Consider the following 17,675-nt stretch of genomic DNA (forward strand, 5'->3'; position numbering starts at 1 on the left):
GGCCATACCGGCCGCTACGAAGCCCCCAAGGACCGTATCGGAGGGCATCGATTACGTCAGCACCGTCCGCAACGGGGCTTCATAGGCTGCATCGGCAGTAAAGGTGGGCGCACGCCATCCGCGCGCGGCAGGCGAGGGCCATGAACGTGGCAACCGCATCCTTGGCATGGAGGTAGTCGGCGAAATTGACCTCCTTGATCTCGTACCACTGAGCCGCCACCATCGGGACTGCGTCATCAGGGAGGGTGGCGAGGATGTCCCGCCAGCGATCGGGAAGTTGTTCGAGGATCAGGCCTGTGTTCCAGGGGGAGTCGGGATCGGTGGGCTCACTCTGGGGGTACGGCGGTTCGGGCCAGATCAGTTCCGGCGCATCCTGCTGATCCGTGAAGGAGACGCCCTCGGCGTAGGCGACCAGTTGGGCCAGTACGACGTTCGGGTCCAGGCCCTTGGCGTCGATCCAGTCTGTGCCCATCTCCTCCAGTGACGTCCCGCGGAGCCAGTCGCCGTCAGGGCCGATGGCCTGGTTCACCGCTGTGGTGCGGTCGGTCGCGTGGAAGTAGTCGTACAGCACGCCCATGTCGGTCTCCGTCGTTCACCGGTCCTGTCCTGTGCCGAAGTAGAGCAGGCGGCACTGACATCGGAACGGAGTAACGCGGCGACCTTCTCACCCGGAACCTGCCGACTGAGCACTCACGGACCATCAGACCGAGAACTGCTTAGCTGCTCCGCCTCTGAGCCCTCAGCTTGGGAAACTGCGATCGCTCGCGGCTGGTTCACGCGCTGACCTGAGCAATTGTCAGGAACCGAGAATGGGGGCCGCGCCGACCCAGCCATGGTAGGCGTCCACGTCGACGTTGCTGCCGCACACGATGGTGACGACGTGGCGGCCGGCGAAGCGGTTGCGGTCATCGAGGATCGCCGCGATGCCGAGCGCGGCCGAAGGTTCGACGACGAGGCCGGCGTGGTCGAGGAGCATCCGCATACCGGCGATGATCGACGCCTCCTGGACCAGGACGGCGTCGTCGGCGACCAGGAGGAGGTCGTCCAGGACGGCCGGGATGGGACGTCGGCCGGCGACGCCGTCAGCGATGGTGTCGGTCGAGTCGGTGGTGACGACACGCCGCCCGCGCCACGAGTGTGTCATCGCCGGTGCGCCCAGCGGCTGGACGCAGATCACCTCGACTTCGGGTGCCAATGTCTTCACCACATGACCCACGCCGGTGGCCAGCGCCCCACCGCCGAGAGCAATCAGGACGGTGTCGAACGACGGCGCGGTGTCCACCAGTTCCAGGCCGATGGTCGCCGCGCCCTCGCAGGTCTCGATGTCCAGGCTGTCTTCGACCAGCCGGATGCCGTCGTGGCGTGCGATGGCCGCCGCCCGCTCGCGAGCCATCTCGTGGTCGCCGTCCACCAGCTCCAACCCGGCGTCCAGCGCGCGGATGCGATCCAGCTTGGCCCGGGTCGCAAAGCGGGACGCCACGACGGTGACGTCGAGCCCCCGGCCGCGACCGGACCACGCGAGGGCTTGGCCAAGGTTGCCGGCGCTCGCGCACACCACGGCTCGCGGGCCCTTGTCGGCGAGCAGGCTCGCGACCACCTCGGTGCCGCGGGCCTTGAAGCTGCGGACCGGGTTCGCCGTTTCGAGCTTGATGCTCACCGTGCACCCGAGGCCGGGCTCCAGCGCCTCGCAGCGGTACAGCGGAGTGTCGAGAAACACCGGGTCGATCACCCGGCGAGCCGCCCGGATCCGAGCAGTGTCGAGACGCGTCTCCTGCACGACACAGCAGCGTAGCGCCACCGGCGCTGGTTCCATGACGAGCTGTCAAGAATCCTAGGGCGTGCTCGTGTTGTACCCCGGGGCGTGGAGATCCGCTACGACGTCATCGAGGAAGCGAAGAGGAAGCGAATGGGTCAACTGAACGCCCTCGAAGTGTGCTTCGGCATTCGTACCCCGATCTGCCCTTCCGGCGGCGGAAGTTGAAGGCGGCTGCCGCTACCTCCCGGGCTCGACCATCCCCATCATGACAGCTGGGAGGCCGGTCCTCCTAGGACGGACGGCACAGCCCAACCGCCTTGTCCGGGGTTTCCGGCGCTCTCAGAATCGCCGTATGGACGAACCCGCTGAAGTCGATCAGGACGCGGTGCTGAGGGCACGGACGATGCTGCTCGGATCGGGGCGGCTGCCTCTCCACCAGCAGATCGAGGCGTACCGAGTGCTGTCCGACGTAAGTCCGGCGCCCTACCTCCCGAAACTGTCCCGGGCACTCCACCAACAGGGCTACGCCGCCCGGCTCCGGGACCTGCCGGAGGCGCGGCTTGCCCTGCGCGCCGAGGCGGTGGCCACGGCACGGAGGATCGACGCCGGCCACCCGAAGAGGACCGAGCTGCTGCTCGACACACTGGACGGCTACCGGCGCGAGCTGTACGACGTCGGCCGACGGGCCGAAGGTTTCGCCGTGTGCGAGGAGATGGCCGAAGCGGGGCGGTGGGGTTTCGAGCACGGTCAGGTGGCGAGCCCGGCGTCCGGACAGCTGCCCTTGATCGTGGCCCTCGCCGAGGAGGGCCGGCACGGGGAGGCCGCGGAGATCTGCGGGCGGGTGGTGCGAGCGCAGAGCGCCGGAGATGCGGACGGCGTCTCCTTCTGGTTCCTGATGCAGTGGGCCGCGGAACTGCAGGCCGCCGGGCGCCACGACGAAGCCCTGGGCGTGTTCACGGACGGCGTGCACGACGGCCGCGCCAGGTTGGAGATGGACCGCATCCCGTTGGCGGAACTGACATGGCGACTGGCCCATCAGGCCGGGATGCTGGAAGCCGCCGGGCGGCACGCCGAGGCCGTCCGGGCGCGGGAGGAAGCCCTCGCCCTGCTGGCCGAGCTGGCGGAGACCGGGGAACGCAAGACCTGGAGCAACATCGTGTCGTGGTGGTGCACCTTGTTCGCCTGGTCGGGCCGGTCGGCGGAGCCCGCTGCATGCTCGGGCGCGCCGGCGCCGGCGTTCGGCACGGACGTCGGCCACTGGTCACCCGACGTCCAGCGGACCTACTTCGACGACCTGCCCCGCCTGGAGAAGCAGGTGGCCGACCTGGGCAGAGCGGCAGCGGCCGACCAGGGCGGACGCCTGCCCGACCTGGTCCTCCTGCACCGCAGACTGACCATCCGCGCCACCCTGGATCGGAATCGGCACGCCTGCGGCTTCCACGGACCGCTCCGTCCCCTCTTCGACGAACAGGTGGCACTCACGCGCCGTCTCGCCGGTACGGGGCAGGACCAGGTACCGCTGCGTCAGGCGTTGACCGACCGTTGCCTGTTCCTCATCGCCGCCCAACGGTACGGCGAGGCATACGACGACTAGGTCGAGGCCTTCGCCGTACCAGGCTGACGAGTCCCGGTTCTGTGGTTCAGTTGGTGCCGTCGCCGCACTTGGGCTCGGCGGGCTTGTCCTGCCGAGCCGTTCGTGTCGGCGGGGACGGCTGGGTGCCGTCCTTGGCGACCGGCTGGAAGTAGTGGTCCAGCGCCCAGGCGGCCACGTGGGTGCCGACCCGGCAGCCGGCTACGTCCGCCGTGCGGGAGTGGACGCCGCCCCACACACGGGCGTCGACGACGTCCCGGTTGAGGCCGTCGGCGGACTCGTAGAACCGCGTGGTGCCGGTGGCCTCGGAGGGGACGTGGAGGTCGATGCGCGAGGTGCCGAGGACGCCGGTCAGGGCGCGTGCCACGGCAGCGGCGACGGTCGTATGGCCGGCGATGTAGTCCGGGTGTGGTGGGGTGAGGAGCAGCGGCTCCCAGGCCGGGTCTGCCGTCGTGGCGGGGTTGCCGTCGGTGTCGGCGAGACGGATGGCGGTGATCGGCCGCCAGGAGCCGTAATGGAACTTGGCGTCCCATGCCGTGACCACGGCATCGGTCGCCGACGCGTTCACCGCGGCGAACAGCCGGGCCGTCTCGGCGATGCCGAGCCGGTGCCGGGCGGCGTGGTCTCGTACGGCCGTCTGGACCTGTTCGACCAGGTTGCCGCTGAAGAAGAGGGCGGTCTCGGTCTGCTGCGCGGTCCTGCCCGAGCCGGTCTTCGCGCCCATGGCCTTCACCTCCTGGACATCCTCGGCGTAGCGGGCCGAGGAGATGGCAGGTGGTCCGCCGGGGCGGAACTGCTGCGGGGAGGCGAGCAGGAGGGGGCGGAGCCTGGCGAGCCAGGTGTCGATGAAGGGCTGGAACGCGGGCGGGGTGGGCCGCCAGACCCCTGGTGCCGGGGAAGCGGTGAAGGGAACGTTTGCGAACCTTCCGTCCCCTTCCCGGAGTTCGATGATGCGGGCGGCGGCGCGCTTTCCGTAGTCGACGCCCCGGTCTCTGGCCTGACCGGCCGGAAGAGCGGCGAGCGAGCCCGCGTAGGCGGTGTCGAGCTGCTCCTTGAAGGCAGGGAAGTAGGCGAGCAGCACGTCGTGGGCCGCAGTGGCGGCGGCCGCCGCGGAGGATGCCTTGGCAGGGCCGCGTTCGTGCCATTTGTACAGGGCGTAGCCGCCTTCGATCCCCACCACGGCGTTGTACACGGCGACGGAGACGAACCCCTCCCAGATCGCCACCTGCCCGGAGGGGCGTGGGCCGAGGCTGGTCTTGATCGTGTCGGTGGCGATGGCGTTCCACTCGCGGACCACGGCTGCCGGGGCCGCCGCGGTCCGGGTGTGCGCGTCGGGGGGACTTGTCGCGGCGGTGAGCGTCACGAGGGAGGTGGCCGCGAGGGCGCAGATGAATCCCCGGACACGTGAACGCGGAGGAACGGGAAGAGGGGGCTCTTGATGCACAGCGTCCTCCATGGAGTCGAGTGCCCAAGGCTTAGCAACGGCCCACGGCGGGAGCAAGACAACTCGCCGCGAACCGGACAGGCCTAGGGCGCCCTCGAACGCCGCACCGCCCGCTACGAGGAGATCACCGCCGGACGGACCTTGCACCCGCCCCTGGTGACCTTGGCCCGGAGTTTCATCGGGAGCCGGTGGCCGACGGCGGTGCCTCGACGACGAAGAACAGGAAGCAGGGTTCGGTGGAAAGGTCATGGAAGTCGTCGGGGAACAGCTCACGGGCGGCCGGGTCGGGCTGCGGCTCGCTGATGACGGCCAGGCGGAAACCGGCGGTGGTGAAGGCATCGGTCATCGCGTGCAGCGGCTTGCGCCAGAACCTCATCGGGACGGACTGCCCGTTGAGCGTCCAGTCGAAGGTATAGCTGGTGGTCGCAGAGTAGTCGGGCCGAGGCTCCTGGAACGTGTAGGCCACGAAAGGGTGGTCCACCGACGCGGTCAGCCGGCCGCCGGGCCTGAGCACCCGCCGCAACTCGGCCAGCGTCGGCCCCCAGTCCTCCAGGTAGTGCAGCACCAGCGACGCGACCACGTCGTCGAACGCATCGTCGTCGAACGGCAGGCGGTCGCTGAGGTCGACCACGTGCAGGGCTACGTCGTCACCGAGCCGCCGCCTTGCCAACGCCAGCATCCCGGCGCTGGCGTCGATACCGGTGACGACGGCACCGCGGTCGCGCAGTGCGGCGGACAGGGGGCCCGAGCCGCAACCGGCGTCCAGGATCCGGCGGCCGGCCACGTCTCCGGCGAGGGCCAACATCGCGGGCCGCGCGTAGTACGCGTTCACGAGGTTGTTCTCGGTTTCCGCCGCGTACGCCTCGGCGAAGCTGTCGTAGTCATTCGCCCGGGCCGGATCTGCGGGCTGGGCGAGGCTCCCGGGCACGTCGGTTAAGTGTTCCTTCGTCGCAGCCTAGTAGTCACATGATCAGCCGGACAGGCCCTAGGCTGGTCGACGACTGGATCGGGTGACGGGGGCCGACACGGTGGCGTACAGGGCACGGCGCGGGAAAGAGCCCAAGCCTTCGGAGCGGGCCACGGAAGCCGCTGTTGACGAAGAACTCCCACAACCGCTGCGGCGGGACAGTGACTTCGGCGTCTTCTGGGTCGCGCAGACCCTTTCGGTCCTCGGGGACTCCTTCGCCCTGATCGCCCTGCCGCTGCTCGTGCTGCACGCGACCGGATCCGTCGCGCAGATGGGCCTGTTGACGGCCGTCGGCGGGGCGGCCTCGGTCGTGGCCGGGGTCTTCGCCGGGGTCGTCGTCGACCGGGTGGACCGCAGGAAACTGCTCGTGACCTGCGACCTGGTCCGTATGGCGCTGTACTCGGTGATTCCGCTGGTCTGGGTCTTCGGACCGCGGATCTGGCTGCTCTATGTGGTCCTGCCGCTGTGCGAGGCCGTCGGCATGCTGTTCTCCGTCGCCTACGTCACCGTCGTCCGCAACCTCGTCGGCGTCGAGCGGATCACGGAGGCCAACGGCAGGCTGAACGCGACCGCGGCGGCGGCCGGGGTGGCCGGTCCGGTGTGCGCGGGGCTGGTGGCGGCGTGGCTCGGGCCGGCCGCCGCCGTCGGCGTGGACGCGGCGAGCTTCGGTGTGTCGGCCGCCTGCGTCGGCTTCGTACGGTTCAAGGGCAGCACACGCCCCGCCCCGGGACCCGTGGCCGGAGCGGGAGCGGTCCGGCGGCTGTGGACGGATCTGCTCGCCGGGGTGTCCTTCCTGGTCCGGCATCCGGTACTGCGCGTGCTGACCGTTCTGCTGTCCTTCTTCAGTTTCCTGACACTCGGACTGAACGACTTGTTGATCTACCACCTCAAGCACGATCTCGGCCGCGACGACGCCGCCGTCGGCACCGTGTTCGCGGTCGGTGCGCTCGGCACGATCGCCGGGGCGCTCCTGGTGGCCCGGGTGCGCCGACGCCTGGGCTTCGGCCCGACCTGGATCGGTTCGGTGGCGGTGTGCGGATGCGCGCTGGCGGGTCTGGGCTGGGCCCGCAGCGTGCCGGCCGTCGCCGCCCTGACCGCGGTCTTCCTGGGCTTCGGGAGCGTGGCGGGCACGTGCTCCATGTCGCTGCGGCAGGAGGTGACTCCGGAGCATCTGCTCGGTCGGGTCACCTCCGCGTTCTGGACGTTGCACTACTCGGCGGCCCCGGCCGGCGCGGCCGTCCTCACCTGGGCCGCGGGGCGCCACGGCACGTCCGTGGCGGGCGCGATCGCGGGCGCCTGCTGCGTGCTCGTCGCCGTCCTGGCCCTGCTCACCCCGGTGCGCAGGCCCCGTACGGACGGGGCCGGATAGGCGCAGGCCACCGCCGTGAACAGGGCCGCCTCCAGGAGCATCCCGCCCAGCACACAGACGACGAGGTACGAGATCCGGGCCGCGTTCCGGTCCAGCCGGCGGCGAGCGCGAAGCCCGCGCCGCCCGTCGCCATCAGCGCGTAACTCGCCGCCAGCAGCGCCCTGTTGGAGATCCGGGAGTGGATCGCGTTGAAGGCGAGGACGCCCGCGACGCCACCGGTGAAGTGCAGGCTCAGACCGAGGCCCGCCGCCGAGGGGGAGAGGCCGTACTGCGCGCGCAGGCCCGGGACCGCCGGGCCGTAGAGCGCTTGCAGCATGCCGATGAGGACGAATCCGATACATGACGCGACCGCGGCCGGTCGGCTGAAAAGCTGCCGACCGGCCGCGGTCCTCGTGAGGGTGTCAGCCATGGATCTCCGAGAAGTGGAACGTGAATTCGGCGGGTGCGGGCCGCAGTTGGTATTGCGGAAGTGCGCCGGGACCGCACGACTGCGAGCCGATGCCCTGTTGCCCGTGGTCGAGATTGACCCAGACCGTGTCACCGGCCTTCAGGTCGGTCGGATGCTCGGCCGCGTCGAGCTGCTCCGAGGTCCAGCGGCGCGCGGTGAACCAGAACTCCGGCTCGCCCTCGACCCGCAGCCCGCCGATCTCCACCCAGCGGACGTCGGCCCGAGCGCCGTTCTCCTGCGGACGGACGTACGGCGTCTGGAGCCCGTCGATGGTCGACTCCCAACGCCCCACCATGGAGGCCGACTTGGTGTCCGGGTAGGCCTCGCCGGGGCCGCCGCCGAACCACCTCGCGCCGTCCACCGAGCCTGCGAGCCCCAGGCGGATCCCGAGCCGGGGCAGTGGCAGCCTCCAGTCGCCCTCGGGCGCCACGGACACGGTCAGCCGCAGCCGCGTTCCGTCGGACGTCCACCGGTAGACCGTGCGCAGGGCCACCTCGCGGGCGGCGGGCGCCACCCGGGTCCGTACGGTCAGCGCGTCGTCGCCCAACTCCACCGACTCCAGCCGGTGTTGCATCCGGTGCAGGCCGAGCTCCCGCCAGAGCGGGCCGTAGCGCTGATCCGGCTGCCAGGCCGCCCCGTTGTCGTTGTCGGTCGGCGCGCGCCACACGTCCAGACGCAGCCCCCTGACATCGACCCCGCCGATCGACCGCAGCGCACCCGTACGGGCGTCGAAGGCCGCCGGACCCAGGGTGATCTGCCCCTCGCCGAGGACCGGACCGTCGCTCTGCGCCACGGCGGTCAAGGGCCGTGACGAGAGCGGGAACTGCGCCCAGGCCACCAGGTGGTCCTTCGGTCCCCACGCGGTGTCGGCCGCGAGCGTCGCCCGTACCGTCCACTGGGTCTCCCCGCCCTGTGGGTCGGCCGGCGGATCCGGCAGCTTCACGTCCGCGGATTCGCCCGGGGCGAGCTCCGGCACCGGCAGGACGCCCGCCTCGACGGTCTCGCCGTCGACCTGGTATGACCACTCGAACGCCAGCGCGGAGAGATCCGCGAAGTCGTAGCCGTTGGTGACGCGCACGGTCCCGTCGGCCCCGTCGCCGACGATCCGGACCGGCTCGATCACCTTCTTGTACTCGATCAGCCCCGGGGACGGGGTCCGGTCGGGGAAGAGCAGCCCGTCGCAGACGAAGTTCCCGTCGTGCAGCTCCTCGCCGAAGTCGCCGCCGTACGCGAACCCGTACCGCTCGTCCTTGATGCCGTGGTCGATCCACTCCCAGATGAAGCCGCCCTGGATGCGGTCGTACGACTCGAACAGGTGCTGGTAGTCCGCGATCCCGCCGGGACCGTTGCCCATGGCGTGCCCGTACTCGCAGAGGATGAAGGGGAGTCCGCGGCGCCTGTGGGTGCCGCCGTCCAGACCGCGGCCTATCCTCTCGACCTCGGCGTGGTCGGCGTACATCCGTGAATAGACGTCCGTGTCACGGCAGTCGATGTCACCCTCGTAGTGGATGAGCCGCGAGCCGTCCCGGCCGCGGATCCACTCGGCCATGGCGGTCAGCCCGCGCCCGGTGCCGGCCTCGTTGCCGAGGGACCAGACGACGACGGAGGGGTGGTTCTTGTCGCGCTCGACCATGCGGGCCGCCCGGTCGAGCAGGGCCGGGGTCCAGCGGTCGTCGTCGACGGGGTTGTCGCGCCAGGCCTGCTCGGTGAAGCCGTGCGTCTCGAGGTCGCACTCGTCGACGACCCACAGGCCGTACTCGTCGCACAGGTCGAGGAAGGCCGGGTGCGGCGGATAGTGCGAGGTGCGCACCGCGTTGATGTTGTGCCGCTTCATGAGCAGCACGTCCTCGCGCATGGTCTCCAGGTCCAGGGCGCGGCCCCGCTCCGGGTGCCATTCGTGCCGGTTGACGCCCTTGAAGAGAAGGGGCGTGCCGTTGACCTTGATCAGGCCGTCCTCCAGGGCGACCGTGCGGAAGCCGACGCGCAGCGCGACGCGCTCGCCCTCGGTCGCGAGCACACCGTCGTACAGCTGGGGTGTCTCGGCCGTCCACGGCCGCACGGGGACGGTGACCGACTCGCCGGTCGCGACATCGATGTCGAGGGCGGGCACGGTGACCCGGCCGTCGACGTCGGAGTCGACGCGCAGGGTCCCGAGGCCTTCGACGTGGTCGTAGGAGGCGTGCACGAAGAAGTCGAGGACGCCGCCCGCCGGGCGGTGCAGAAGCGTGACGTCCCGGAAGATGCCCGGCAGCCACCACTGGTCCTGGTCCTCCAGATACGAGCCCGCCGACCACTGGTGGACACGGACCGCCAGCACATTGCCGCCCGGCTTGAGCAGTTGGCCGACCGCGAACTCGTGCGGCAGCCGCGACCCCTTGAACTCCCCGATGTCGGTGCCGTTCAGCCAGACCCGGGCACAGGACTCGACCCCGTCGAAGCGCAGCACCGCCCCGCCGTCCGAGGGCCAGTCGGACGGCAGGTCGAAGGTGTGCAGATGATCGCCGGTCGGGTTCCCGGTCGGCACGCGCGGGGGGTCGACCGGGAACGGGTAGAGGTGGTTGGTGTAGATCGGTGAGCCGTGCCCCTGGAGGACCCAGTGGCCGGGGACGGACACCTCGGCCCAGTCCCCGGCATCGAACCCCTCCGCCGCGAACGAGTCGTCCTCGGCGTCGGCGGTGGGGGACAGACGGAAGCGCCAACTGCCGTTCAGTGACAAGGACCGCGCGTCCGAGGACGCGTACCGGGCGCGTGGTGGGAGCGCCCCGCTGCCCGGCGAGACGTCCTCGACGTAGTCAATGGCGGAAGTCGTGCGGAAAGACATCGGTCTCCTAGATCGTCCCTTGGGGCCCGTTGAGCCTGTCGATCAGCCCTTGATGCCCGTCTGCGCGACCCCCTGCACCAGCCAGCGCTGGAGGAAGAGGAACACGAACACCAGGGGCAGGATGGAAATGGCGGTCGCCATGAAGATCAGATGGAAGTTGACGACCTGGTTGGTCATGTACGAGGAGAGCGCGATCTGCACCGTCCAGGCGCTCGGGTCCTGGCCGATGACCAGCGGCCACAGGAAGGCGTTCCAGCCGCTGATGAAGGTGATGGTCGCGATCGCGGCGAAGAAGTTCAGGGAGTTCGGTACGACGATGCGCCAGTACGCGCCCCAGTAGCCGAGCCCGTCCACGCGCGCCGCCTCCTCCAACTCCTTGGGGAACCCCAGGAAGTACTGCCGGAAGAGGAAGCAGGCGAAACCACTGAAGAGCACCGGAATGACGAGACCCCGGTAACTGTCCACCCAGCCCAGCGAGGAGACCAGTACGAAGCTCGGCACGAAGGTGACGGCGGGCGGCACCATCAGGGTCCCCAGGACCATGTAGAAGATCCTGTTGGCGTGCTTGTACGGGATACGGGCCAGGCCGTAGCCGGCGAGCGAGCAGACCAGCAGGGTCCCCACCGTGATCAGGACGGCCACGACCGCGGAGTTGAACAGGGAACGGCCGAAGTCGACCGTCGTGTCGTGGAACAGCTCGGTGAAGTTGCTCCACTGGGGGTTCGTGGGGAAGAACTTCCAGTTCTCTCCGGTGATTTCGGGGTCCGTCGACAGCGCGTTGCGGACGATCAGATAGAAGGGGACCAGGAAGAGCAGGGCGGCGACGCCGATGGAGACGTACAGGCCGGTGTTGCCGATGACGCTGCCGCGCTTGACGCGGCGCGGCTTGTCGACCGGAGCGACCGGAGGCACGGTGGCGGTCACTTGTCGTCACCCCTTCCGAAGCCGAGGAACTTGCCCTGCACCAGTGTCACGATGAGGATCAGCAAGGTGAGGATCACCGCGCCCGCGCTGCCTTCGCCGTAGTCCTGGCTCTCGCCGAGCGCGGTGTAGTACAGCTCGACGAGCGGCGGCCGGCCCCAGGTCGTCTTCGCCAGCAGGTTGTAGAACTCGTCGAAGGCCTGGTAGGCGGCGATGACCAACAGCAGGATCACCGCGGTCGAGGTGGCCCGCAGCTGTGGCAGGGTGATGTGACGGAAGGTCTGCCAGCCGGGCTTGGCGCCGTCGATGGCGGCGGCCTCGTACAGCTCGGGCGGGATGTTCTGCAGCGCCGCGAGGAACAGGATCATGTAGAAACCGGCCTGCAGCCACAGCCGCAGCGTCACGATGACCAGCCAGTACCAGGGCGGATCGGGGTTGGCGAGCCAGGCGATGTTCTCGACGCCGAACCAGCCGAGGATCGTGTTCATCAGGCCGAAGCGGACCCCGCTGAACATCGACATCTTCCAGATCAGCGCGGCGGCGACATAACTGCACGCGGTCGGCAGGAAGAAGACGGACCGGAAGAACGCCTTCATGAAGCGCAGCCGGTTCACCAGCAGGGCGAGACCCAGTGACAGCGCCCAGGTGGCGGGCACGATGAAGGCGGCGAACACGGTGAAGGTGACGAGCGAACCGGTGAACTTGCTGTCCTGCAGCATCTGCCAGTAGTTGTCGAAACCGACGAACTTGCTCGGCGTCACCGTGAAGCGCGCCTCGAAGAAGCTCAGCCAGAGGCTCCAGCCGATCGGCACGTAGACGAAGATCGTCAGGCCGATGAGGAAGGGGCTCGTGAAGAGCCAGAAGTTGAAGGTGCTGCTGCCCCGCAGCCCCCGCCGCGGCCTGGCCGGTGAGGCCTTGGCCGGGGCGGGGCGCGCGACACCGCGCGTGGTGGTGGTCGACATGTCGAAACCCGTCCGTCGGTCTCCGCCGGCTATCCGAAGAGCTTCTTGAGCTCGCGGTTGACGGTGGTGTCGGCCTGGTCGAGCGCGGCCTCCGGGTCACCGTTCTTGCGGACGCAGTTGGCGAACACGTCCTCCAGCGCGGTGATCATGGCCTGGGTCCAGCCGACGTTGTCGAAGTGCCCGAAGTCGTTGAAGAGCTTGACGCCCTCGGCGGGCAGGCCCGTCTTGAGCTTGGTGGCGGACGCGGCGATCGAGGTGCGCGGCGGGATGTGGAAGCCGTACGAGAGCGCGAAGTCCTCCTGGTACTTCTTCTGCTCGATCCACAGCCACTTCACGTACTCCTTGGCCAGGTCGGCGTTCTTGCCCTTGGCGTTGACGAACATCGACCAGCCGCCGTTGTAGACCGACTGCTTGCCGGAGTCCGTGACCTTCGGGAAGGGGAAGATCCCGAGGTCGTCGCCGAGCGCCTTCTGCATGACCGGCATGGCCCACATACCGCAGAACTGGATGGGGGTCAGACCCTGCACGATCGCGGAGGGGTCCCAGTAGTCGGTCGGGGCGTCCAGGAGCAGATGGCCGCTGGTGAACAGCTGGCGCATCTTCTTGATGCCCTCCTTGACACCCTCCGTGTGGTACGCGATCTGGTTCTTCGCGTCGAGGGTGTCGGCGCCGGCCGACCAGATCATCGGGCTGATGACCGCGTGCAGGTCGTTGCCGATGAACAGGCCCTTGACCTTGCCGGTGGTGAGCTTCGCCGCGGCCTCGATCAGCTCGTCGAGGGTGGTCGGCGGCTGGATCTTCGCCTTCTCCAGCACGGACTTGCGGTAGAAGAAGAACTGCGGGTCGTCGATCATCCGGACGCCGTATATCTTCCCGTCCACCGTGTGCGAGGCGATGTCGGCCGGGTTGAAGTCGGACTTGACCGGATCGATGATGTCGCTCAGATCCGCCACCTGACCGCTCTTGATGAGCTGGATCTGCGGGTGGAACTCGAACACGTCGGGAGCGTTGTCGGTGAGCAGTGCGGAGAAGAGCTTGCTCTCGTAGTCCGCGCTGGTGATCCACTGCGTGTTCACCGCGGCCTTGTCATAGCCCTTCGCGTACCGCTTGAGGGCGTCCTCGACGCCGGCCTCCCCGTACGCGTGGAAGTACTGCTTGACGGACTTGCCCGAACTCCCGCCCCCGGAACGCCCGTTGTTGCTTCCGCACGCGGCCAGCGGCCCCAGCGCGGCCAGCCCCGCGGCGGCTCGCAGGACGGATCGACGGTCCCAGTTGCTGCTCATTGCCGACATGGTGACGTCCTTGTCTCTTGTACGGCTGCGGCTCGAAATCGCTGTGCGGTGCGGGACGCTAACCTTCGGTTAAGGCTTCGGCAAGGGGTTGGACGAAGTCTGTTCGAAGCGTTGTCTGCGGTTCGGTCGGCCGAACAGGGGTGTGGGCGGGGCGAGTTGGCGCACCGCAGGCCCGGCGGCCCACGGTCCTCCAGAGAGCGGTGTGGCGGGGGGCGGTCCTCTAGAGGGCGGTGCGGCGCGGGACGGTTCTGCCGCCGGCGGGCTTCTGGCCCACCGGGTTCAGGGCGCCCTCCAGGGCGAAGGTCGCGGCGCCCAGGCAGACCGGGTCGGTGGGGATGGGGGAGAGGACGATCTCGGTGGCGGCCAGCGGCCGCCGCAGCGCGTGCCGGGCGACGGCCTCGCGCACCTCGCGCAGCAGCGGCTCGCCGAGCGTGGCGGCCACCCAGCTGCTGAGCACGACGACTTCGGGGTTGAGGAGGTTGATCAGGTCCGCGATGCTCGCGCCGAGATAGCGGGCGGTGTCCCGGACGACCTGGAGCGCCACCGGGTCGCCGGCGGCGACCCCACGGGACAGGGCGTCGATGGTGGCGGTCTGGTCGTCGGGATGCAGCAGCGGGCTCTGCGGGCTCGACTCCCGCAGGTTCCGCATGATCCCGGGCGCCCCGACGTACGTCTCCACGCAGCCGTGGTTGCCGCAGTGACACGGCCGCCCGTCGAGCACCAGCGTCGTATGGCCCCACTCGCCCGCGCTGTTGCTCACCCCCCGGTGCAGCCCGCCGCCGAGCGCGAGCCCGGCACCGACCCCCGTGCCCAGGTTGACGACGACGGCGTCCCCGCGACCACGGGCCGCGCCGAACCACAGCTCGGCGACCGCGCAGGCGCGCAGCGGGTTGTCGAGGTGGAGGGGGTAGGCGATGTGCTCGGCCAGCAGGTCGAGCAGCGGCACGTCGTGCCAGTCCCAGTTCGGCGCGTACTCGGATATACCGGTGTCGCGGTCCACCTGGCCCGGCACGCTGACCCCGACGCCCAGGACGCGCGCGCCCTCGACCCCGGCCTGCGCGACCACCGAGCCGACGGCCGCGGCGACATGCCCGACGACCTGCTCCGGGCGGCTCTCGCCGGGGCGCATGTCCTCGGTGGCGCGGGCGAGCACGTTCAGCGCGAGGTCGAACAGCTCCACGCGGACGTACGTCTCCGCGATGTCGACGCCGATCAACGCGCCCCCCGACGCGTTGACGGCCACGAGTCCCCGGGGGCGGCCCCCCGCGGAGTCCTCGAACCCGACCTCGGTCAGCATTCCGAGGTCGAGCAGTTCACCGACGAGCGTGGCGACCGTGGCCAGGCTCAGCCCGGTGGCCGCCGCCAACTCCTGCCGTGAGGTGGGGGACGCGGCGATGATCTGACGCAGCACCTCGTAGCGGTTCGCGGTGCGGATGTCGCGCGATGTCCGCTTCACCTGCTTTGCCACCTCGGTCCTCCGTACCGCACAGCGGGGCTCGGTGGTCCCGGCGGCGCAAGGCTATGGCCTGGCGAGGAGGTTCGACAAGGGGTTAGGAAAGGGGCTGAACAAAGTCCCGCACGAAGGTGTTGGTGAACTTGCCCGCCGGGTCCGTGGTTTCGGCGAGGGCCCGGAAGTCGTCCAGTCGCGGGTAGCGCCCGCGCAGCACCTCCCCGGGCGTGGTGAACACCTTGCCCCAGTGCGGCCGGGGGTCGAACGGCTCCAACGCCTCCTCGACCCGACGCACCACCGGCAGGACGGCCGCCGTGTCCTCGACCCAGGTGAAGTGCAGGGCCACGGTGTCCCTGCCGTACGCGGGGCTCAGCCACTGCCGGTCGGCCGCCACGGTGCGCACCTCGCAGATCTGGAGCAGCGGCGCGATGTGCTCGCGGATCGCGTCGAGGGCGTGCAGCGCCGCGAGCGCGTGCGGGCGTGGCAGCAGGTACTCGGACTGCAGCTCGGCCCCGCTGCTCGGGGTGAACTCCGCCCGGAAGTGCGGCAGCCGCTGGTGCCATGGTCCGGGCACCCCGAACTGCTGGGTGCAGTTCTCCGCGGGCATGCCCGGCACGGGGTGCATCGCCTCGGTGGCGGGCGCGGCCCAGGGGAAGTCGGGCAGCGGCTGGTCGGTGCGGCGCTTGAGCCACACCTGCCGGAAGCCCGGACGCCCCCAGTCGGTGAAGAGACTCACGCTGTACGCCGTCGACGCCACCGTCTCGAAGTCGAGCCCGGCGAGGGGAAGTTCGGTGAAGACGTGCTGGCTCACCTCGAAGTCCGGTTCCACGTCGAGGGTGAGGGCGGTGACGACACCGAGTGCGCCGAGGGAGGTCACGGCACCGTCGAAGCGTGTGTCGTCGCGGCCGATCGTGACGGTCGAGCCGTCCGCCGTGACGATCTCGACCTCGCGCACGGCGGAGGCGAGGGAGCCGTTGGTGACGCCCGAGCCGTGGGTGCCGGTCGCGACCGAGCCCGCCACGGAGATGTGCGGGAGGGAGGCCATGTTGTGCAGGGCGAACCCGTACTCGTGCACCCGGCGGGCCAGCTCGGCGTACCGGACGCCGCCCGCGACCCGTACCGTACGGGCGGTCGAGTCGACGTCCACGGTCGGGGGCAGCGCGGTGAGCGAGACCAGTACGCCGTCGTCGCCGGGCTCGGCGATCTCGTTGAACGAGTGCCCGCTGCCGAGGACGCGGACGCGTGCGCTCTCCGCGACGAGCGCCGCGAGGGCGTCGTGCGTGTGCGGGCGGTGCAGTTCCTTGGCGGTGTACGTGATGTTGCCGGCCCAGTTGGTCAGGGTTTCTGTCATCCCTGTCGTGCCTCCCCGGGGAGTCGCCGTGCGCGGCCGTGCGGTGGCCACTGCTGGAAACTACCTCGGGGTGGGTCGGACCGGTGTCCCGGCCCCGTCCCCTGTCGCGTGTGGCGGGCTGCGGTTACGGTAAACGCGGTAGAGAGCGCTTGCCGTGTTGCTGTGTCGCGCTGTCCCGTAGTCGCCGAGCCGGAGGGTTGACGCCTTGCCCGAGCGTCCTGTGGCGATGTTCGCCATGTCCGCCGAGAATGTGCCGCAGATCTTTCCGTCCGAGGTCATGGCCCGACTGCGCGAGGTCGTGGACATCGATCCCGCGCTGGTGGCCGAGGACTTCTCGAGGCCTCATGTCCGCGAGGCGCTCGCTGGGACCGAGGTCCTGATCACCGGCTGGGGCTGCCCGCGGCTGGATGCGGCCACGCTGGACGCGGCGCCGAAACTGCGTGCCGTGCTGCACGCCGCGGGCTCGGTGAAGGGCTTCACCACACCGGCGGTCTGGGACCGCGGCCTGCTCGTGTCCTCGGCCGCCGTCGCCAACGCGCTGCCCGTCGCCGAATACACCCTCGCCATGATCCTTCTCGCCGGCAAGGACCTCTTCGCCCACCGCGATCGGTTGCGTGCGCGGCGCTCCCCGCACGGGTGGGCCCTGGTTCCCGGGATCGGCAACTACGGGCGCCGCGTGGGCGTCGTCGGAGCGTCCCGCATCGGTCGCCGTGTGATCGAGCTGCTGCGCCCCTTCGATCTGAGGGTGAGTCTCACCGACCCGTACGTCGACGAGGGCGGGGCGGCCGAGCTGGGGGTTCCTCTCCTCCCGCTCGACGACCTGCTCGCCACCAGCGACATCGTCACCGTGCATGCCCCCCAGACCCCCGAGACCCGGCATCTGATCGGTCGCCGCGAACTCGGTCTGATGCCGGCCGGGTCGGTCCTCATCAACACCGCGCGGGGGTCGCTCGTCGACCACGACGCGCTGGTCGATGCGCTGCGGGCCGAGCGGGTGAGTGCGATCCTCGACGTCACCGACCCCGAGCCGCTGCCGGCCGACTCCCCTCTCTACGACCTCCCCAACGCCTTCATCACCCCCCACCTCGCCGGCTCCCAGGGCAACGAACTCACCCGCCTGGGCCTTTCGGTTCTTTCGGAGGCGGAGCGGGTTGTTGCGGGGGAGGGGGTGGAGTTCGGGGTGGATGTGGGGGTGTTGGAACGGGAGGCGTGACGCGGCCCCAGACTTTCCTCGCCCCCGCCGCCCCTACCCATCCCATCCCCGGGGGCTCCGCCCCCGACCCCCCCCCGCTCGGGGCTGCGC

At 69.9% G+C, this 17,675-nt stretch carries 13 protein-coding genes and 1 pseudogene; 3 read left to right on the forward strand and 11 right to left on the reverse strand.

Annotated elements, in window-relative coordinates; all coding sequences use genetic code 11:
* Window positions 1-79 precede the first annotated feature (79 nt).
* Together OG798_RS39405 and OG798_RS39410 are read right to left on the reverse strand one after the other, a co-directional pair.
* Window positions 80-577 (reverse strand): hypothetical protein, encoded by a 498-nt coding sequence (locus tag OG798_RS39405; protein WP_328758550.1) that lies wholly within the window; start codon window positions 575-577, stop codon window positions 80-82.
* Between the two features lie 219 nt (window positions 578-796).
* Window positions 797-1,777: a threonine ammonia-lyase gene (locus OG798_RS39410; protein ID WP_328758551.1), complete on the reverse strand. Its 981-nt coding sequence runs from the start codon at window positions 1,775-1,777 to the stop codon at window positions 797-799.
* 331 nt (window positions 1,778-2,108) lie between these two features.
* Between OG798_RS39410 and OG798_RS39415 the strand changes: the two genes are divergently transcribed.
* Complete coding sequence (locus OG798_RS39415) at window positions 2,109-3,350, forward strand: hypothetical protein (RefSeq protein WP_328758552.1); 1,242 nt, start codon at window positions 2,109-2,111, stop codon at window positions 3,348-3,350.
* A gap of 46 nt (window positions 3,351-3,396) precedes the next feature.
* Here OG798_RS39415 and OG798_RS39420 read toward each other — a convergent pair whose 3' ends face one another.
* Together OG798_RS39420 and OG798_RS39425 are read right to left on the reverse strand one after the other, a co-directional pair.
* On the reverse strand, window positions 3,397-4,791 hold the full coding sequence (locus tag OG798_RS39420) for a vanadium-dependent haloperoxidase (protein WP_328758553.1): 1,395 nt from the start codon (window positions 4,789-4,791) through the stop codon (window positions 3,397-3,399).
* Between the two features lie 175 nt (window positions 4,792-4,966).
* Window positions 4,967-5,719: a class I SAM-dependent DNA methyltransferase gene (locus tag OG798_RS39425; protein WP_328758554.1), complete on the reverse strand. Its 753-nt coding sequence runs from the start codon at window positions 5,717-5,719 to the stop codon at window positions 4,967-4,969.
* Window positions 5,720-5,819: 100 nt separating this feature from the next.
* On the opposite strand from OG798_RS39425, the gene OG798_RS39430 reads away from it, so the two are divergent.
* Entirely contained in the window at window positions 5,820-7,127 is a 1,308-nt protein-coding gene (locus OG798_RS39430; RefSeq protein WP_443054214.1) for an MFS transporter, read from the forward strand.
* A 91-nt stretch (window positions 7,128-7,218) separates the two neighbouring features.
* Here the strand turns inward: OG798_RS39430 and OG798_RS39440 are convergent.
* The 7 genes and pseudogenes from OG798_RS39440 to OG798_RS39470 form a co-directional block, all read right to left on the reverse strand.
* Window positions 7,219-7,536: pseudogene (locus OG798_RS39440) on the reverse strand (MFS transporter); the annotation flags it as partial.
* Window positions 7,529-10,396, reverse strand: a complete 2,868-nt coding sequence (locus OG798_RS39445) for a glycoside hydrolase family 2 TIM barrel-domain containing protein (RefSeq protein WP_328758555.1) — start codon at window positions 10,394-10,396, stop codon at window positions 7,529-7,531. The gene OG798_RS39445 and the pseudogene OG798_RS39440, both read right to left, overlap by 8 nt.
* Before the next feature lie 42 nt (window positions 10,397-10,438).
* Window positions 10,439-11,320 carry a carbohydrate ABC transporter permease gene (locus OG798_RS39450; RefSeq protein WP_179436401.1) on the reverse strand — a complete coding sequence of 294 codons (882 nt, stop codon included), beginning with the start codon at window positions 11,318-11,320 and terminating at the stop codon, window positions 10,439-10,441.
* Window positions 11,317-12,279, reverse strand: a complete 963-nt coding sequence (locus tag OG798_RS39455) for a carbohydrate ABC transporter permease (RefSeq protein WP_095851968.1) — start codon at window positions 12,277-12,279, stop codon at window positions 11,317-11,319. The genes OG798_RS39450 and OG798_RS39455 overlap by 4 nt, the downstream gene beginning before the upstream one ends.
* A gap of 29 nt (window positions 12,280-12,308) precedes the next feature.
* The gene (locus OG798_RS39460) at window positions 12,309-13,571 is read right to left on the reverse strand and encodes an ABC transporter substrate-binding protein (RefSeq protein WP_328758556.1); all 1,263 of its coding nucleotides are present in this window, start codon (window positions 13,569-13,571) and stop codon (window positions 12,309-12,311) included.
* A gap of 220 nt (window positions 13,572-13,791) precedes the next feature.
* Entirely contained in the window at window positions 13,792-15,027 is a 1,236-nt protein-coding gene (locus OG798_RS39465) for an ROK family transcriptional regulator (protein WP_095857702.1), read from the reverse strand.
* A gap of 94 nt (window positions 15,028-15,121) precedes the next feature.
* The gene (locus OG798_RS39470; RefSeq protein WP_121414685.1) at window positions 15,122-16,372 is read right to left on the reverse strand and encodes an FAD-binding protein; all 1,251 of its coding nucleotides are present in this window, start codon (window positions 16,370-16,372) and stop codon (window positions 15,122-15,124) included.
* 205 nt (window positions 16,373-16,577) lie between these two features.
* On the opposite strand from OG798_RS39470, the gene OG798_RS39475 reads away from it, so the two are divergent.
* The gene (locus tag OG798_RS39475) at window positions 16,578-17,585 is read left to right on the forward strand and encodes a hydroxyacid dehydrogenase (RefSeq protein WP_121414684.1); all 1,008 of its coding nucleotides are present in this window, start codon (window positions 16,578-16,580) and stop codon (window positions 17,583-17,585) included.
* The last annotated feature ends 90 nt before the right edge of the window (window positions 17,586-17,675 follow it).

Source organism: Streptomyces sp. NBC_00271 (assembly GCF_036178845.1).
GTDB lineage: Bacteria > Actinomycetota > Actinomycetes > Streptomycetales > Streptomycetaceae > Streptomyces.